Genomic DNA, 16,839 nt, shown 5'->3' with positions numbered 1-16,839 from the left:
TGCGCCACTCGGTAGCACTGAGCCGTCCGACTTGTCCGGCACGGCCAGCGCGGGTGGTGCGACTACCAGCAGGCCCCGCTCCACTACATTGAGCGCGGGCGTGTCGCCGGTACGGCGGCATGGGTATGGCGGCACCGACGGCGATCGGGCCGGGCGGGCGAGGGAGCGGGGCCGTACATGGCGCACGACGGGGCACACCACCACACCGATCGGACCACCACCAGACCCCCGGCCCCCATGCCGCACCAACGGCCCGGCACCCGCACCGACGGGGCCCCCGCCTTCGACCTCCCCACCTGGGCCGCGGCCCCGCGCCCGGAAGCCGAACCCGGCGTCTACCGGCTGGGCTACCGCCCCATCGACCCGGAGCGGGCGGAGGCGGCCCAGGTCGCGGCCTGGCCGCTGCTCCTGCGGGCGGGACTCAACGCGGTGGTGGGGTGGTTCGCCTATCTCTACGGCACGCAGCTTCTGATGTACGTGCTCGTGTGGTTCGGCGGACAGGCCGGCATCGGCCCGCTCGCGTCGCCGTCCGAGTCCGAGGCCATGTTCACGCTGTTGGTGGTCAACGCGCTCGTGATCGGCGTCGTCATCAAGCTCTTCGGCCGGATGGGCCGTTGGCCCGAGGTGTGGCGGCGGTACGTGTCGCCGTTGCTGTCGCGGGCGGTGACGCAGGAGCAGCCCGCGGAGGAGGGCGTGGCGGTGGCCCAGGTGGTGCGGCGGCTGGACCCGTGGGGCGGGCTGCGGCAGGGCGGGGCGGCCGAGGCGGCGGGGCGGCTGGAGCGGGAGGCGGTCGGGGACGTCGACTACGTGCGGATCCAGCGGGCGTGGGAGTCGGCGCAGGCGGATCCGGCGTTCGTGCCGGCCTTCGTCGAGCAGGTGGTGGCGCGCGGTGGGGCGGCCTTCGCGCACCCTTCGGAGTCGCGGGAGCTGGCGGACCGGGGCGAGCGGCACGATCTGCTGCTGGGCCAGGTCTGCCTCGGGACCGCCCAGGACGTGCCGAAGAACCCGCTGAGTCATCGGGCGGCCGGTTTCGCGCTGGATCCGGCGCTGCTGGGAACGTCGCTGCTGGCGGTGGGTCCGGCGGGGACGGGGAAGACGGCGCGGCTGGCGCGGCCGGTGGCGGAGGCGCTGTGTCTGCAGGCGCTGGCCGGCACCGCGTGCGTGGTGGTGGTGGGGGCGGCGGACGCGGATCTCGGCCCGGACGCCTGGTACGACGTGGTGATCGCGCCCGGTGATCCGGCGTCGGTGTACGGGCTGGACCTCTACGGTGCGGCGCAGGATCCGGACGAGGCGGCCGCCCGGTTGGCCGAGGCGCTGCTGCCGGACGAGTTGACGGCGCGCGCGGAGAACGCCCGGACGGCGCTGCAGCAGGTGGTGGGCCCGTTCCACGCCGCGTACGCCCGCTATCCGGGGGTGCGGGAGTTGCGGGCGCTGCTGGCCGGTGAGCCGGACGTGCTGGCGGCCCTGGTGAAGGCGCTCGGGGTGGCGGGCCGACTGGCCGTGTACGAGCGGGACCTGGAGCACCGGGAACGTCAGCGCGGCCGGGCGGACGATCCCGGGGCGCTGCTGGCGGACCGGCTGGCGCTGCTGGACCGGCCGGCCTTCGAGGGCGCCTTCGCGACGGACGGCACCGGGCGGCCCCCGTTCGCGATGCGGGTGCTGGACCATCCGTTGCGGGTGCGGGTGAAGCTGCCGGAGCGCAGCCATCCGGAGGCCGCGCGGATGCTGTCCCGGTTGGTGGTGGGGCAGTTCGTGCAGGCGGCGGGGGCCCGTACGGACCGTTCGCTGTTCGCCGGCCTGGTGGTGGACGACGCCTCGGCGGCGCTGGACGCGACCGCCGTGCGCGGGGTGCAGCGGATGCGGGGGGCGAACGCGGGCGCGGTGCTGCTGCTGCGCACGCTGGTGGATCTGCCGGAGGCGCTGCGGGCGCCGTTGTTCGGCGCGGTCGGCTGCCGGATGGCGTTCCCGGGGATCGCGCCGTGGGACGGCCGGCTGTTCTCGGAGGCCTGGGGGACGCACCTGGTGCAGGAGACCGCGGTGACCCACACGCCCGACACCTCGGGCGGCGTGGTGCGGCGGGCCGGGCGGTTGGGGCGGCGGGCGTTGTCGGGGACGGCGGCGCAGACGGAGTCGGTGACGACGCGGGACGTGGAGCGCTTGCGCTGGTCGCCGTCGGATCTGGCGCACGCGCTGCCGGCGGGGCACGCGGTGGTGTCGTTGACCGCGGTGTCGGGGGAGCAGGTGCCGCCGTTGCTGGTGGATCTTCGGGGCTGACGGGGCGAGGGGCGGAAGCTCGCCGTCACGGTGGATTCGGCAGTGCCGGTTGTCCGGAGCGTCCATAATGAGGGGGAGAGACTCTCACTTGCCCCATTGCCCTCTCCTCGCCCGGCCGCAACGGCGCGGTCAGGTCGATCCCCCGAAGGTGCCATGCCCCCCACACTCGCCTCCGTTGTCCGCAACAGTTCGCTCCATCTGACGGTCCTCGCCGGCGCGGACCACCTGGAGCGGCCGGTCCGCTGGGTGCACACCAGCGAGCTGGACGACCCGACGCCGTTCCTGGAGGGTGGCGAGCTGCTGCTCACCACCGGGATCAAGCTGGGCCGTACGGCGGCCCAGTTGCAGGCGTACGTGCACCGGCTGGCCGATGCCGGGGTGGTGGGGCTGGGCCTGGGGGTGGGGCTGTCGCACACGGAGGTGCCGCAGCCGCTGGTGGACGCGGCCGCGCAGCGGGGGCTGCCACTGCTGCGGGTGCCGGAGCCGACGCCGTTCATCGCGATCAGCAAGGTGGTGTCCGCGGCGCTGGCCGCGGAGCAGTACGAGGCGGTGACGACCTCCTTCGAGGCGCAGGAGGAGCTGACCCGGGCCGCGCTGGGCAAGGACGGCACGACGGCGGTGGTGCGCCGGCTGGCGGCCCGGCTGGGCGGCTGGGCGGCGCTGTACGACGGCTCGGGGGCGCTGTCGGTGGTGGCGCCGGACTGGGCGGCGCGCCGGGCGGGGCGGCTGGCGGCGGAGGTGGACCGGCTGCGCCGGCGTCCGGCGCCGTCGAGCGCCGCGTTGCAGGGGCGGGCGCCGGGGATCGACACGGCGGACGAGGACTACGTGGTGGTCCAGTCGCTGGGGGCGGACCGGAGGGCCCGGGGCTTCCTGGCGGTGGGCACCGAGGACCGGATCACCCCGACCGAGCGGTACGTGCTGAACGCGGCGGTGGCGCTGCTGACCCTGACGCTGGAGCGCTCGCGCGAGCTGCGCCAGGCCGAGGAGCGGATGGGCGCGGCGCTGCTGCGGATGGTGCTGGCGGGCGAGGTGGCGACGGCCCGCCAGGTGGCGGTGGGGCTGTTCGGCGGTATGCCGGAGGGGACGATACGGGTTCTGGTGGCCGGGGCCGGGCCGAACGCGGAGGCCGCGGAGGCGCTCGGGGAACTGGGGGACCGGGCCGAGCAGGCGGGTGCCCGGGTGGGCGAGAAGCTGCTGGTGGCGCGGGAGGACGGCGCGCACGGGGCGCGGCTGATGGTGCTGGCGCTGGACAACGGGGCGGTGCACCGGGCCTGTCTGGGTGCGGTGGAGGAGCACGAGGGTCTGTCGCTGGGCGTGTCGGCGCCGGCCGCGCTGGAGGACGCGGGGACGGCGCACGCGCAGGCCGAGCGGGCGCTGGCGGTGGCGCTGCGCGGTGGCCGGCGGTCGGTGGACCACGAGGAGGTCGGTGCGGGGTCGCTGCTGCCGCTGCTCGGCGAGGACGCGGTGACGGCGTTCGCCGAGGGGCTGCTGCGGCCGCTGCGCGAGCACGACCGGACGGCCCGCGGCGATCTGGTGGCCTCGCTGCGGGCGTGGCTGTCCCGGCACGGGCAGTGGGACGCGGCGGCGGCCGATCTCGGGGTGCACCGGCACACGCTGCGCTACCGGATGCGGCGGGTCGAGGAGCTGCTGGGGCGTTCGCTGGACGACACCGACGTGCGGATGGAGCTGTGGCTGGCGTTGCGCTCCGGCGAGGAGTAGGTCGCACCCGAGCCGCACCGCACCGAGCCGCACCGAGCCACACCGCACCGAGCCGCACCGCACCGGGCCGCACCGAGCCGCACCGGACCGGGCCCCGTCCGGGCTCAGCCCGGGAGGCCCTGGACGGGATGGAGCAGCGTCGGGGGCGAACGCTCCGAGTCGGCCAATCCGGTCGGTGCGCCGCCCCACCTACCCTCGGGTTCGGGTCCCACACCCGTGGGCCCGATGACGACGAGGAGAGGGCCGGTACCACGGTGACCACCACGTACGATTTCTGGCTGGCCGGCCGACGGGCGAGCGGCGACGCCGACTTCGAGGTGCACAACAGCTGGGACGGCCGTCTGGTCGGCAAGGTGAGCATCCCGACCGACGCCCAGGTCGAGGAGGCGCTGGACGCCGCCGTCGCCGCGCTGCCGGTGTTCGCCGCCACCCCGGCGCACGTCCGCTCGGCCGCGCTGGACCACGTGGCCAAGCGCCTGGCCGAGCGCACCGAGGAGCTCGCCCAGCTGATCACCGCGGAGAACGGCAAGCCGATCAAGTGGGCCCGTGGTGAGGTCGGCCGCGCGGTGTCGGTCTTCCGCTGGGCGGCCGAGGAGGCCCGCCGGACCAACGGCGAGACGATGCGGCTGGACACCGACCCGGGCGGCGTGGGCCGTTTCGCGGTGGTGCGCCGCTTCCCGCGCGGTGTGGTGCTGGGGATCGCCCCGTTCAACTTCCCGCTGAACCTGGTCGCCCACAAGGTCGCCCCGGCGATCGCGGTCGGTGCCCCGATCATCCTGAAGCCGGCCCCGGCGACGCCGCTGTCGGCGATGGTGCTGGGCGAGATCCTGGCCGAGACCGACCTGCCGGCCGGTTCGTGGAGCATCCTGACGGTGCCGAACGACCGGATGCCGGCGCTGGTGCAGGACGAGCGCCTGCCGGTGATCTCGTTCACCGGTTCGGACAAGGTCGGCTACCAGATCATGGACTCGGTGCCGCGCAAGCACTGCACCCTGGAGCTGGGCGGCAACGCCGCGGCCGTGGTGCTCGCCGACTGGTCCTCGGAGGCCGACCTGGACTGGGCGGCCACCCGGATCGCGATGTTCGCCAACTACCAGGGCGGCCAGTCCTGCATCTCGGTGCAGCGCGTGATCGCCGACGCGTCGGTGTACGACGCGCTGGTGGAGAAGGTCGTGGCCAAGGTCAAGGCCCAGGTCACCGGTGACCCGAACGACGACGCGACGGACGTCGGCCCGCTGGTGGACGAGAACGCCGCGAAGCGGGTGGAGTCCTGGGTGGACGACGCGGTCGCCAAGGGCGCCAAGGTGCTCGCCGGCGGGGGCCGCGAGGGTGCGACCTACGCGCCGACCGTGCTGGCCGAGCTGCCCGCGGATGCGATCCTGGCCAAGGCCGAGGTGTTCGGCCCGGTCCTGTCGCTGCACCGGGTGGACGGTGTGGACGAGGCCTTCGCGGCCGTCAACGACTCGGCGTTCGGCCTTCAGGCGGGCGTGTTCACGCACGACCTGCAGACCGCCTTCCGCGCCCACCGGGAGCTGGAGGTCGGCGGTGTGATCATCGGCGACGCGCCGTCCTACCGCGCCGACCAGATGCCGTACGGCGGCGTCAAGGACTCCGGCGTCGGCCGTGAGGGCGTCCGGTACGCGATGGACGACTACACGGTCGAGAAGGTCCTGGTCCTCAGCGGCCTCGACCTCTGAGCGAACCCGTGAGTGAGGGGCCCGGTCCGGTGACCGGGCCCTTCGCCCGTTCCGGGGCCCGGTCGGCCCAGCCGTCGTGTCCGCCCGCGTCAGCCGTTGTGTCCGCCCGCGACGGAGACGGCCTCCTCGACCGTGGTGTCGCCGGCGACCAGCTCCAGCGTCTGCCCGGCCGTGCCCGGTGCGCGCAGCAGCGCGGCGAGGACGGCGGCGACGTCGGCCCGGTCCACGGCGCCGCGCGCGACCGAGGCGGCGAGCCGGACCAGGCCGGTGCCGGGGCCGTCGGTGAGGCGGCCGGGGCGCAGCACCGTCCAGTCCAGCGCCGTGCGGGCCCGGACGGCGTCGTCGGCGGCGCCCTTGGCCCGCAGGTAGGTCTCGAAGACCTCGTCGGCGGGGTGCTGGGCGTGGGCGTCGGCGCCCATCGAGGAGACCATCAGGTAGCGCCGGACGCCCGCGAGTTCGGCGGCGTCGGCGAGCAGCACGGCGGCGTCGCGGTCGACGGTGATCTTGCGGGCGGCGCCGCTGCCCGGTCCGGCGCCGGCGGCGAAGACGACCGCGTCGGCGCCGGCGAGCAGTTCGGCGAGTCGCGGGGCGGTGGCGGACTCCAGGTCGAGCAGCAGCGGTTCCGCGCCGGCGTCGGTGAGGTCCCGGGCCTGTTCGGGGCGGCGGATGATCCCGGCGGGCCGCTCGCCGCGCGCGGCGAGCAGCCGTTCGAGTTTCAGCGCGATCTGTCCGTGGCCCCCGGCGATGACGGTACGCATGGCTCCGACGGTAGCCCGGGGCGCGGACCGGCGTCCTGTCGGGAGGCGTCCTGCGCGGGGCCCCGGGCAGGACACAATGGGCGCATGACTTCGCTCGCCCACCCGCAGCTGCGGTTCACGCCCACCGTGCAGGACCCTTCCGGCCCCCGGGAGCTGGTGATCCTCGGTTCGACCGGGTCGATCGGCACCCAGGCCATCGACGTGGTGCTCCGCAACCCGGACCGGTTCCGGGTGGTCGCCCTGTCGGCGGCCGGCGGCCGGGTGGAGCTGCTCGCCGAGCAGGCGCTGCGGCTGGGCGTGCACACGGTGGCGGTGGCGGACCCGGCGGCCGAGCCGGCGCTGCGCGCGGCGCTGGCGGCGAAGGCGGCGGGCGCTGCGCTGCCGGCGGTGCTGGCGGGGCCGGACGCGGCGACCGAGCTGGCCGCGATGGAGTGCCACTCGGTGCTGAACGGCATCACCGGGTCGATCGGGCTGCGGCCGACGCTGGCCGCGCTGAGGGCGGGCCGGGTGCTGGTGCTGGCCAACAAGGAGTCGCTGATCGTCGGCGGCCCGCTGGTGAAGGCGGTGGCGCGGCCGGGGCAGATCGTGCCGGTGGACTCCGAGCACGCGGCGCTGTTCCAGGCGCTGGCGGGCGGTACCCGGGCCGAGGTCCGCAAGCTGGTGGTGACGGCCAGTGGCGGTCCGTTCCGCAACCGGACGCGTGAGCAGCTGGCCGGGGTGACGCCGCAGGACGCGCTGGCGCACCCGACCTGGGCGATGGGCCCGGTGGTCACGATCAACTCGGCGACCCTGGTGAACAAGGGCCTGGAGGTGATCGAGGCGCACCTGCTGTACGACGTGCCCTTCGACCGGATCGAGGTCGTGGTCCATCCGCAGTCGGTGGTGCACTCGATGGTGGAGTTCACCGACGGTTCGACGCTGGCGCAGGCCAGCCCGCCGGACATGCGGATGCCGATCGCGCTGGGCCTGGGCTGGCCGGAGCGGGTGCCGGACGCCGCCCCCGGCTGCGACTGGACCAAGGCCGCGACCTGGGAGTTCTTCCCGCTGGACGACGAGGCCTTCCCGGCGGTGGAGCTGGCCCGCGAGGTGGGCACCCTGGGCGGTACCGCGCCGGCGGTCTTCAACGCGGCCAACGAGGAGTGCGTGGAGGCGTTCCTGAAGGGGCGCCTCGCTTTCACGGGAATCGTGGACACTGTTGCCAAGGTCGTCGCCGAGCACGGCACGCCCGTGCCGGGAACTTCCCTGACGGTCGAGGACGTCCTGCACGCGGAGGACTGGGCCCGCGCCCGGGCCCGCGAGCTGGCGGCGGGCTGACGGCGGCGGGTTGACGGCGTGGGCCGTTTCCGGCCGGGTGTACCCGTACCGGGTGTCCGGCCGGGCGTGACTGCGGTAAGACAAGACGACGAGCGGAGCGGCATGACGGAGGGCCAGCGGTGGCAATGGTTTTGACGGTGGTCGGCATCCTGGTCTTCGCGGTCGGGTTGCTCGTCTCGATCGCCTGGCACGAGCTCGGCCACCTCTCGACGGCCAAGCTGTTCGGCATCCGGGTGCCGCAGTACATGGTCGGCTTCGGCCCGACCGTCTGGTCGCGGAAGAAGGGCGAGACCGAGTACGGCTTCAAGGCGATCCCGCTGGGCGGCTACATCCGGATGATCGGGATGTTCCCGCCGGGTGCGGACGGCCGGATCACCAAGCGCAGCAGTTCCCCCTGGCGCACCATGATCGAGGACGCCCGGGAGGCTTCCTACGAGGAGCTCCAGGAGGGCGACGAGCACCGGCTGTTCTACACCCGCAAGCCGTGGAAGCGCGTCATCGTCATGTTCGCCGGGCCGTTCATGAACCTGGTCCTGGCGTTCGGCCTGTTCCTGACGGTCCTGATGGGCTTCGGCGTCTCGACGGCGGTGCCGACCATCGGCTCGGTCGCCCAGTGCGTGGTCAAGGCCGGTTCGCCGACCGACGTGTGCCCCGCGGACGCGCCCAAGACCCCCGCCAACGAGGTGGGGCTGCGGCAGGGGGACAAGGTCCTCTCCTTCGGCGGGGACCGGATCCGCGACTACGACCAGCTCCAGGCGGACATCCGGAAGTCGGCCGGCCAGCAGGTCGAGATCCTGGTCGACCGGGGCGGGCAGCAACTCGTCCTCAAGCCCGTCATCGCCGTCAACGACGTGCAGAAGTACGACGGCAACGGCGTGCCGCTCAAGGGCCAGACCGTGCAGGCCGGCTTCCTCGGCTTCACCCCCAAGCAGGGAGTCGTCCAGCAGAGCTTCGGGCAGTCGCTGGACCGGATGGTCGGCATGGCCGAGAACGGGGTGAAGTCGCTGGCCGCGCTGCCCGGCAAGATCCCAGGTCTGTGGAACGCCGTCGTCGGGGACTCCCCGCGTGACCCGGACTCGCCGATCGGCATGGTCGGCGCCGCCCGAGTCAGCGGTGAACTGGTGAGCATGGACCTGCCCGCCAGCCAGCGGGTGGCGATGTTCGTCAACCTGCTGGCCGGGATCAACCTCTCGCTCTTCCTGTTCAACATGCTGCCGCTGCTCCCGCTGGACGGCGGCCACATCGCGGGCGCGGTGTGGGAATCGGTCCGCCGCCGATTCGCTCAGCTGTTCAAGCGGCCCGATCCCGGGCCCTTCGACGTCGCCAAGCTGATGCCGGTGGCGTACGTCGTGGCCAGCGTCTTCATTGGCTTCACCCTGCTGGTGATGGTCGCCGACCTGGTGAACCCGGTGAAGATCAGCTAGAGCGTTCGGGTACGGCGGGTGTGCTGGGGTCCGGCGCCGTGCCGTACCGTGGAGGCCGGGTGCGCGATCGAGGCGCGCCCGGCCTCGGCCGTCCCACTGGCCGGGCGGTCGACCACACCTCAACCCCGGGGAACCCTGCGCACATGACCGCGATCTCGCTCGGTATTCCGTCCCTGCCGCTCAAGCCGCTCGCCAAGCGCCGTGTATCCCGGCAGATCATGGTCGGCAACGTACCGGTCGGCGGTGACGCTCCCGTCTCGGTGCAGTCGATGACCACCACCGTGACCTCGGACATCAACGCCACGCTGCAGCAGATCGCTGAGCTCACCGCATCCGGGTGCCAGATCGTCCGGGTCGCCGTCCCCACCCAGGACGACGCCGACGCGCTGCCGATCATCGCCAAGAAGTCCCAGATCCCGGTGATCGCCGACATCCACTTCCAGCCGAAGTACGTCTTCGCCGCGATCGACGCCGGCTGCGCCGCGGTCCGCGTCAACCCGGGCAACATCAAGGCCTTCGACGACAAGGTCGGCGAGATCGCCAAGGCCGCCAGGGACGCCGGCGTGCCGATCCGGATCGGCGTCAACGCCGGCTCGCTCGACAAGCGCCTGCTGGAGAAGTACGGCCGCGCCACCCCCGAGGCCCTCGTCGAGTCCGCGCTCTGGGAGTGCTCGCTGTTCGAGGAGCACGACTTCCGCGACATCAAGATCTCGGTCAAGCACAACGACCCGGTCGTGATGATCAACGCCTACCGCCAGCTGGCCGCCGCCTGCGACTACCCGCTGCACCTCGGCGTCACCGAGGCCGGCCCCGCCTTCCAGGGCACCATCAAGTCCGCGGTGGCCTTCGGCGCGCTGCTCGCCGAGGGCATCGGCGACACCATCCGGGTCTCCCTCTCCGCCCCGCCGGCCGAGGAGATCAAGGTCGGCAACCAGATCCTGGAGTCGCTCGGCCTGCGCCAGCGCGGCCTGGAGATCGTCTCCTGCCCGTCCTGCGGCCGCGCCCAGGTCGACGTCTACAAGCTGGCCGAGGAGGTCACCGCCGGCCTGGAGGGCATGGAGGTGCCGCTGCGCGTCGCCGTCATGGGCTGCGTCGTGAACGGCCCGGGCGAGGCCCGCGAGGCCGACCTCGGCGTCGCCTCCGGCAACGGCAAGGGCCAGATCTTCGTCAAGGGCGAGGTCATCAAGACCGTCCCCGAGTCGAAGATCGTCGAGACCCTGATCGAGGAGGCGCTCAAGCTCGCCGAGCAGATGCAGGAGGCGGGCGTCGAGGCCGGTACGCCGACCGTCGTCGCGGCCGACTGACCACGCAGGGTCCGCGCGGTGCGCCGCGCGCAGTCTTCCGGAAGCGGGGCCGTCCGTTCGCGGACGGCCCCGCGGCCGTAGCCGGGTGGGGCCACGGAGTAGGGTGCGGCCAGATTCGTCTCAGTGAGGTGCTGTCTCGATGCTCGATCGAGGTGTGATGCTCCCCGGCTCGTTCCAGGCCGCCCGCGCCCTGGCCACCACCCGCGTGTTGGAGCCCCCCGACCTCGCGGACGCCTTGGAGATCCTCCACCGCGACCCGGTCGCCAACTCCTTCGTCGCCACCCGGGTCGAGGCCGTCGGTCTGGACCCCTGGCGGCTCGGCGGCGAGATGTGGGGCTGGTACGACGGGGACGGCGCCCTCGCCGCGCTCTGCTACGCCGGGGCCAACCTCGTCCTGGTCGACGCCGGGCCGGAGGCCGTCGCCGCCTTCGCCGAGCGGGCCCGCCGGCAGGGCCGCCGCTGCTCCTCGATCGTTGGCCCGGCCGGGGCCACCGCCGCCTTCTGGGCGCTGCTGGAACGCAGTTGGGGCCCGGCCCGCGAAGTCCGCGCCCACCAGCCGCTGTTGGCCACCGCCGTGCCCTCCGCCGAGATCGCGCCGGACCCGCTGGTGCGGCGGGTGCGGCGGGAGGAGATCGACGCGCTGATGCCCGCCTGCGTGGCGATGTTCACCGAGGAGGTCGGAGTCTCCCCGCTGGCCGGTGACGGCGGCCTGCTCTACCAGGCCCGGGTCGCCGAACTCGTCTCCGCCGGGCGGTCGTTCGCGCGTTTCACCGAGGACGGCGAGGTCGTCTTCAAGGCCGAGATCGGCGCCGTCACCGAGGGCGCCTGTCAGGTCCAGGGCGTCTGGGTCGCCCCCGGGTACCGGGGCCGGGGCCTCTCCGAGACCGGCATGGCCGCCGTCCTCGACCTCGCGCTGCGCGAGATCGCCCCGGTGGTCTCGCTCTACGTCAACGACTTCAACCTGCGGGCCCGGGCCGCCTACCGGCGGGTCGGCTTCCGTGAGGTCGGCGCGTTCATGAGCGTGCTGTTCTGAGTCCGCACCCCGGGAGTTCGGTTCCGATCTTCGCCCGCGCCGGCGGCCCACGGGTAGTAACGTCCGAGGCATGGATCAGCTGACCGGGGTGACGATCGAGGCCATCGACCTTGCGGCCTGGGCGCCGCAGGCGCTGGAGGTCCAGGCGGTGGCGTTCGGCCTGACGGCCGAGGAGGTCGCCGTCCGGCTGCACATCGTCGGCCGGCACGCCCACCAGCCCGGGGTGATCGCGCTCGGCGCGATGAGCGGCGGCCGGCTGGTCGGCTTCGGCTACGGGATGCCCAACCAGCGCGACCACTGGTGGAGCACGGTGATCGAGCCCTACCTGGACGCACGCGGCCACGACGCCTGGCTGGACGACGTGTTCGCCGTCACCGAGCTGCACGTGCTGCCCGAGTACCAGGGCCAGGGCGTCGGCTCCCGGCTGATCCGCACCCTCTGCGAGCGCTCCGGGCTGGAGCGCAGCATCCTCTCCGCGATCGACGCGGAGACCCCCGCCCGGCGGCTCTACCGGGCGCTCGGCTACCAGGACCTCGCCCGTGCGGTGCGCTTTCCCGCCACGGACCGGCTGTACGCGGTGATGGGGGCCCGGCTTCCGCTGCGCGGGCCGGGCGAGGCGTAGGGCTCGCCCTACAGCGCCCCGGCGAACTCCAGGTAGAGCTCGGCGTCCTCCCGGCGGCCGGCCGCCAGGGCCCGCAGGGCGAGGTCGACGGCCCGGAACAGCGTCCAGCCGCGCAGCCGTTCCCGGTCCACCTCCAGCGCGTCCGCGAGCTGGTGCAGCCGGCGGCGGACGGCCGCGGCCACGCCGGGGGAGCCGACCAGGGTGTCCGCCCGGTCCAGCGCCAGCCGGGCCAGGTCGAAGGCGCGCTCGCCGGCCAGCGGGCGCGGGTCGATCGCCAGCCAGGGCGCCCGGTCGGCGGCGAGCACGTTGCCGTGGTGGAAGTCCCCGTGGAGCAGGAAGGTCTCGGCGGCGGAGCCGGCCAGGCCGTCGGCGGTGTCCAGCGCCTCGGCGATCAGCGGCTCGGCCTCGGCGGCGCCGGGCAGGGCGCGGTGCCCGCGCAGCCGTTCCGCGGTGTCGGCGGTCCGGGCCGCGAGGGTCGGGAACGGGTGGTCCTCGGGCAGGGTGCTCCAGAGCCGGTGCAGCAGGCTGGTCGCCTCCAGCATCGCCTTCGCCTCGGCGAGCGAGCGCAGCGGGATGTCCCCGTGCAGCCGCTCCAGCAGTTGGACGCCCTCGGCGGGGTCGGCGTCCAGCAGCAGGACGGCCCCGCGCCCGGCCCAGTGGGCGAGCGCCGCGTGCTCCAGCGCGGTCTCGGGGGTCCGCAGGCCGGTCTTGAGGACGGCGGGGGAGAGGTCGTCGCGGTGGACGTAGGCGACCAGGCTCAGGCTGCCGCCGGGATCGAGCACCCGCTCCAGGGTGAGGTCCCAGCGCGCCAGGTGGGCGGCCACCCGCGCGGGCAGTCCGGCCAGCCACTGCCGGCCCGGTTCGCCCTCGCTCGCCGCGACGCCGCGCGCCAGCCAGGCGGGGACGGTGATCTGCGGTGCTGCTCCCGACATGCCGGCCTTCCGGTTGACGCTCCCCCGTTGGTGTTACCCGTCCATTGTCGGCCATGAACGGGAAACCGCAGGTCAGCGCTGCGGGCCCTAGGGAGTGGCGGCCGTGGGGGTGGGGAGGGGCTCGGGAATGCCGGGGAAGGCGGGGTCGGCCGCGCCCCAGCGGTGGGCGCGCAGGGCGCTGTCGCGCAGGGCGTCGGCGGCGGTGCCCCGTTGGGGGCCGGGGACGGCGGCGACCAGGTCGGCGTAGACGGTGGTGAGCCGGGTTTCGAGGTGGGCGGCGAGCTTGGTGGCGCCGGCCGCGTCGGTGACGGCGAACGGGAGCTGGTAGCCGCCGGCGGCGGCGGCCGGGGTGGCGCCGAGGGAGCCGATCAGCCGCTGCCAGGCGTCCCGCCGGGCCTCGTGGGCGGCGTAGGCGGTGCGGGCGTCGGTGCGCTGCTGGTCCTCGGGGAGCCGGGCGCCGACCACGCCGTAGCCGTAGACGGCGGCGTGTTCGGCGCCGAGGGCGCCCTGGAGGGCGGTCACCGCCGCGGCGGCGGCGGGGTCGGCCGACGGGCCGGCGGAGGGGGAAGCGGTGGGCTGGTCGCTCGGGGGCGCGGTCGGCGCCTCGGTGGGGGTGGTGGCGGCAGGGGGCGGGGCGACCGGCGGGGTGGTGTCGCCGAGGGCGACGGCGTGCAGCACGTCGGAGGCGGCGACCGAGGCGAGCAGCCGGGCCAGCGGTGGCCGGGCTGCGGCCAGGTCGGTGAGGCGGGCCTGGGCGGTCTGCCGTTCGAGTGCGGCGAGCGCGGCGGGGGTGCCGACCGGCGCCCCGCTCGCCGTCCCGCTCGCCGTCCCGCTCGCCGTCCCGCTCGGCGGTGCGCTCGGTGTCCCGCCCGGGCCGGCCGAGGACGTGGCCGGGGACGCCGGGGGGATGGAGGCGGCCGGCAGCCCGTAGGCGAGGGCGGCGCGGTGCTGGGCCACCTCGGCCCGGAGCGGCTGCAGCACGGCGGCCTGGGCGCCGCCCGGGCCGGCGAGCAGCGCGTCGTAGCCGGCCAGCAGCGTGTCGGTGGCGGCGATCGAGCGCAGGATGACCGGTTCGTCCGGGTTCGGCAGCGGGCCGCGGTTGCCGGGCGTGGTGTCGTTGCCGCCGTGGGAGCCGGTGCAGGCGGTGAGGGCGGTGAGGGCGAGCAGCCCGAGAGCCAGGAACGTCCGTCGGCTGGGCGGCTGCATGGGTGTCACTCCGGGGCGTGTGCGGGAGGGCGGCCTCCCCGCCTGCCCTTCGTAGGCGTGAATGATTACAGAATCCCCACGATTCCGGGCGGGGATTCGGATCCAGGGGCGCCCCGGGAGCGGGTGTGAGCTTGCTCGCAGTGGGTGGCGTGCGCCCGGTCGGGGGTGGTCCGGAATCGGTGGTTCGCGGCTTCACCGGCTAGGCTTTGGGCCGAGCTGCCGTGACCCGGTGTGCGCCGGACCGGCGCCGGAGGGTGCGGAGCGACCTTCTGACAACAGCAGACGCGGCCGAGGAGTCCACCCGGATGAGCACCACCCACACCGACCGGCTGCGCGCGTTGCTGGAGCCGCTGGCCGTGCAGGCCGGTCTGGACCTGGAGGACGTCAAGGTCACCAAGGCCGGCAGCCGCCGCCAGGTGCAGATCGACGTCGACACCGACGGCGGCGTGGACATGGACGCCATCGCCGAGTTCAGCCGGGTGGTCGGTGAGGCTCTGGACGAGTCGGACCTGATGGGCGACGAGCCCTACCTGCTGGAGGTCGGTTCGCCGGGCGCTGAGCGTTCGCTGGACCTGCCCCGGCACTGGCGTCGCGCGGAGGGCCGACTGGCCAAGATCCACCTGGTCGACGGCGGGGAGATCGTCGCCCGGGTGCTGGAGGCGGACGAGGACGGCGCGCTGGTCGAGGTGCAGCCGGTGAAGGGCCGCGGCCGTCCGAAGGAGCGCCGGCTGGCGTACGCCGAGGTGGATCGGGCGCGCGTGCAGGTCGAGTTCAACCGCAAGGACGACAAGCTCCTCGACGAGGCCGCGGACTACGCGGACGACGACGCCTCCGAGGAGGGGGACGACGGTGCGCTGTGACCTGCGCACCGCCCGGACCATGACGAACGTGACGAAGAAAGACGAGGAGGCGTAGCCGTGGACATCGACATGAGTGCCCTGCGCACGCTGGTCAACGAGAAGAACATCCCCTTCGACCTGCTGGTCGAGTCCATCGAGTCCGCCCTCCTCACCGCGTACCACCGCACCGAGGGCTCGCGCCGCCGCGCCCGGGTGCACCTGGACCGCAAGTCCGGCCACGTCACCGTGTGGGCGACGGAGGACCCGGCCGAGCTGGACGAGGGCGTCGAGCCCAAGGAGTTCGACGACACCCCGAACGGCTTCGGCCGGATCGCGTCCAGCATCGGCATCCAGGTGATGATGCAGCGCCTGCGCGACGCCGCCGACGACCAGACCTTCGGCGAGTACGCGGGCAAGGAGGGCGACATCGTCACCGGTGTCGTCCAGCAGGGCAACGACCCGAAGAACGTGCTGGTCGACATCGGCAAGCTGGAGGCCATCCTGCCGCCGCAGGAGCAGGTCCCGGGCGAGGACTACCGGCACGGCACCCGGCTGAAGTGCTACGTCGTGGCGGTGCGCCGCGGTGTGCGCGGGGCCTCGGTGACGCTGTCGCGGACGCACCCGAGCCTGGTGAAGAAGCTGTTCGCGCTGGAGGTCCCGGAGATCGCGGACGGCAGCGTGGAGATCGCCGCGATCGCCCGTGAGGCCGGCCACCGCACCAAGATCGCGGTCTGGTCGCGCCGGGCCGGGCTGAACGCCAAGGGCGCCTGCATCGGCCCGATGGGCAGCCGGGTGCGCGCGGTGATGGGCGAGCTGCACGGCGAGAAGATCGACATCGTCGACTGGTCGGAGGACCCCCGGGAGATGGTCGCCGCGGCGCTGTCCCCCGCACGGGTGACCAGCGTGGAGATCGTCGACCTGGCCCAGCGTTCCGCCCGGGTGATCGTGCCGGACTACCAGCTGTCGCTGGCGATCGGCAAGGAGGGGCAGAACGCCCGCCTCGCCGCCCGCCTCACCGGCTGGCGGATCGACATCCGGCCGGACACCGAGGGCCAGCCCGAGGACGGCGGTCGGGACACCGACCGCTGAGCGCGGCGCTGACCGGCCGTTCGCCCCGTCAAAGCCCCCCGCCGTTCCGCCCGGGATCGGCGGGGCGGCGCCATGTCCCTTCGGAGGGGTAGACTTGCCTTCGTCTGGCCGGACGCACGTCCGAGCACGCCCGGAACGCACCTGCGTGGGCTGCCGCAAGCGAGCGGCCAAGCACCAGCTGTTGCGTGTCACGGCGGTCGAGGGCGTCTGCGTCCCCGACCCCCGTGGCGCACTGCCGGGCCGGGGCGCTCACCTGCACCCCGATCCGGCCTGCCTCGACCTCGCGGTCCGCCGTCGGGCGTTTCCCCGGGCCTTCCGCCTCCAGGGGACGCTCGACACGGAGCGGCTCCGCGAGTTCATCGGGGAGCGGACCGTCGACACCCCGGCGCCCTGAGTCCCTCAGGCCGCCCGGTGGGGCGACGCCCGCAACGGCCGCCGCTCAGTGCGGCGGGAGAACCACCGCAACAAGCACGGTTCGCGGGCAGCCGCGTGCCGTGCCACCAGTCAGGTACCTCGCGATGTGGAAGTAGGTCGAGATTGCGATGAGCTCTCGATGAGTACGCGATGAGTACGCGATGGGTACGCCCATGAAGTAGCGACGGTCCGGCGGACGAGACACCCCGGACTC

14 protein-coding genes are annotated in these 16,839 nt (G+C 74.0%); 11 read left to right on the top strand and 3 right to left on the bottom strand.

What is annotated here, in order from left to right; genetic code table 11:
• Window positions 1-237 precede the first annotated feature (237 nt).
• From ACIO9K_RS34155 to ACIO9K_RS34145, 3 genes are all read left to right on the top strand, one after another.
• Window positions 238-2,274 (top strand): ATP-binding protein, encoded by a 2,037-nt coding sequence (locus tag ACIO9K_RS34155; RefSeq protein ID WP_400335619.1) that lies wholly within the window; start codon window positions 238-240, stop codon window positions 2,272-2,274.
• Window positions 2,275-2,427: 153 nt separating this feature from the next.
• Window positions 2,428-3,993, top strand: coding sequence for a PucR family transcriptional regulator (locus ACIO9K_RS34150; RefSeq protein ID WP_363586511.1), 1,566 nt, complete (start codon window positions 2,428-2,430; stop codon window positions 3,991-3,993).
• 254 nt (window positions 3,994-4,247) lie between these two features.
• Window positions 4,248-5,690 (top strand): aldehyde dehydrogenase family protein, encoded by a 1,443-nt coding sequence (locus ACIO9K_RS34145; RefSeq protein WP_363624961.1) that lies wholly within the window; start codon window positions 4,248-4,250, stop codon window positions 5,688-5,690.
• An 89-nt stretch (window positions 5,691-5,779) separates the two neighbouring features.
• Here ACIO9K_RS34145 and ACIO9K_RS34140 read toward each other — a convergent pair whose 3' ends face one another.
• On the bottom strand, window positions 5,780-6,448 hold the full coding sequence (locus ACIO9K_RS34140) for an NAD(P)-binding oxidoreductase (RefSeq protein WP_400335617.1): 669 nt from the start codon (window positions 6,446-6,448) through the stop codon (window positions 5,780-5,782).
• Window positions 6,449-6,532: 84 nt separating this feature from the next.
• Here ACIO9K_RS34140 and dxr point away from each other — a divergent pair, with 84 nt between their 5' ends.
• From dxr to ACIO9K_RS34115, 5 genes are all read left to right on the top strand, one after another.
• Complete coding sequence (dxr, locus tag ACIO9K_RS34135) at window positions 6,533-7,762, top strand: 1-deoxy-D-xylulose-5-phosphate reductoisomerase (RefSeq protein WP_350885642.1); 1,230 nt, start codon at window positions 6,533-6,535, stop codon at window positions 7,760-7,762.
• A 119-nt stretch (window positions 7,763-7,881) separates the two neighbouring features.
• Complete coding sequence (locus ACIO9K_RS34130) at window positions 7,882-9,186, top strand: site-2 protease family protein (RefSeq protein ID WP_363586513.1); 1,305 nt, start codon at window positions 7,882-7,884, stop codon at window positions 9,184-9,186.
• Between the two features lie 143 nt (window positions 9,187-9,329).
• Entirely contained in the window at window positions 9,330-10,490 is a 1,161-nt protein-coding gene (gene ispG, locus ACIO9K_RS34125; protein WP_363586514.1) for a flavodoxin-dependent (E)-4-hydroxy-3-methylbut-2-enyl-diphosphate synthase, read from the top strand.
• A gap of 157 nt (window positions 10,491-10,647) precedes the next feature.
• A complete protein-coding gene (locus ACIO9K_RS34120; RefSeq protein ID WP_350885688.1) occupies window positions 10,648-11,523 on the top strand; it encodes a GNAT family N-acetyltransferase in 876 nt (291 codons plus the stop codon).
• A gap of 70 nt (window positions 11,524-11,593) precedes the next feature.
• A complete protein-coding gene (locus tag ACIO9K_RS34115; protein WP_063347629.1) occupies window positions 11,594-12,145 on the top strand; it encodes a GNAT family N-acetyltransferase in 552 nt (183 codons plus the stop codon).
• 8 nt (window positions 12,146-12,153) lie between these two features.
• On the opposite strand, the gene ACIO9K_RS34110 is transcribed toward ACIO9K_RS34115, so the two are convergent.
• Both ACIO9K_RS34110 and ACIO9K_RS34105 read right to left on the bottom strand, forming a co-directional pair.
• Window positions 12,154-13,077: an aminoglycoside phosphotransferase family protein gene (locus tag ACIO9K_RS34110; protein ID WP_363624957.1), complete on the bottom strand. Its 924-nt coding sequence runs from the start codon at window positions 13,075-13,077 to the stop codon at window positions 12,154-12,156.
• Window positions 13,078-13,164: 87 nt separating this feature from the next.
• Window positions 13,165-14,283, bottom strand: coding sequence for a DUF4439 domain-containing protein (locus ACIO9K_RS34105; protein WP_400335613.1), 1,119 nt, complete (start codon window positions 14,281-14,283; stop codon window positions 13,165-13,167).
• Between the two features lie 305 nt (window positions 14,284-14,588).
• Between ACIO9K_RS34105 and rimP the strand changes: the two genes are divergently transcribed.
• From rimP to ACIO9K_RS34090, 3 genes are all read left to right on the top strand, one after another.
• Window positions 14,589-15,143: a ribosome maturation factor RimP gene (rimP, locus tag ACIO9K_RS34100; protein ID WP_350885651.1), complete on the top strand. Its 555-nt coding sequence runs from the start codon at window positions 14,589-14,591 to the stop codon at window positions 15,141-15,143.
• 57 nt (window positions 15,144-15,200) lie between these two features.
• Window positions 15,201-16,211: a transcription termination factor NusA gene (gene nusA, locus ACIO9K_RS34095; RefSeq protein WP_063347626.1), complete on the top strand. Its 1,011-nt coding sequence runs from the start codon at window positions 15,201-15,203 to the stop codon at window positions 16,209-16,211.
• Window positions 16,212-16,356: 145 nt separating this feature from the next.
• On the top strand, window positions 16,357-16,605 hold the full coding sequence (locus ACIO9K_RS34090; protein ID WP_063347625.1) for a YlxR family protein: 249 nt from the start codon (window positions 16,357-16,359) through the stop codon (window positions 16,603-16,605).
• The last annotated feature ends 234 nt before the right edge of the window (window positions 16,606-16,839 follow it).

It is taken from the genome of Kitasatospora sp. NPDC087271 (assembly GCF_044744605.1).
In the GTDB taxonomy this organism is placed as follows: domain Bacteria; phylum Actinomycetota; class Actinomycetes; order Streptomycetales; family Streptomycetaceae; genus Kitasatospora.
The sequence above is the reverse complement of the archived record's forward strand: the minus strand, read 5'-3'. Positions and strand labels throughout refer to the sequence as shown.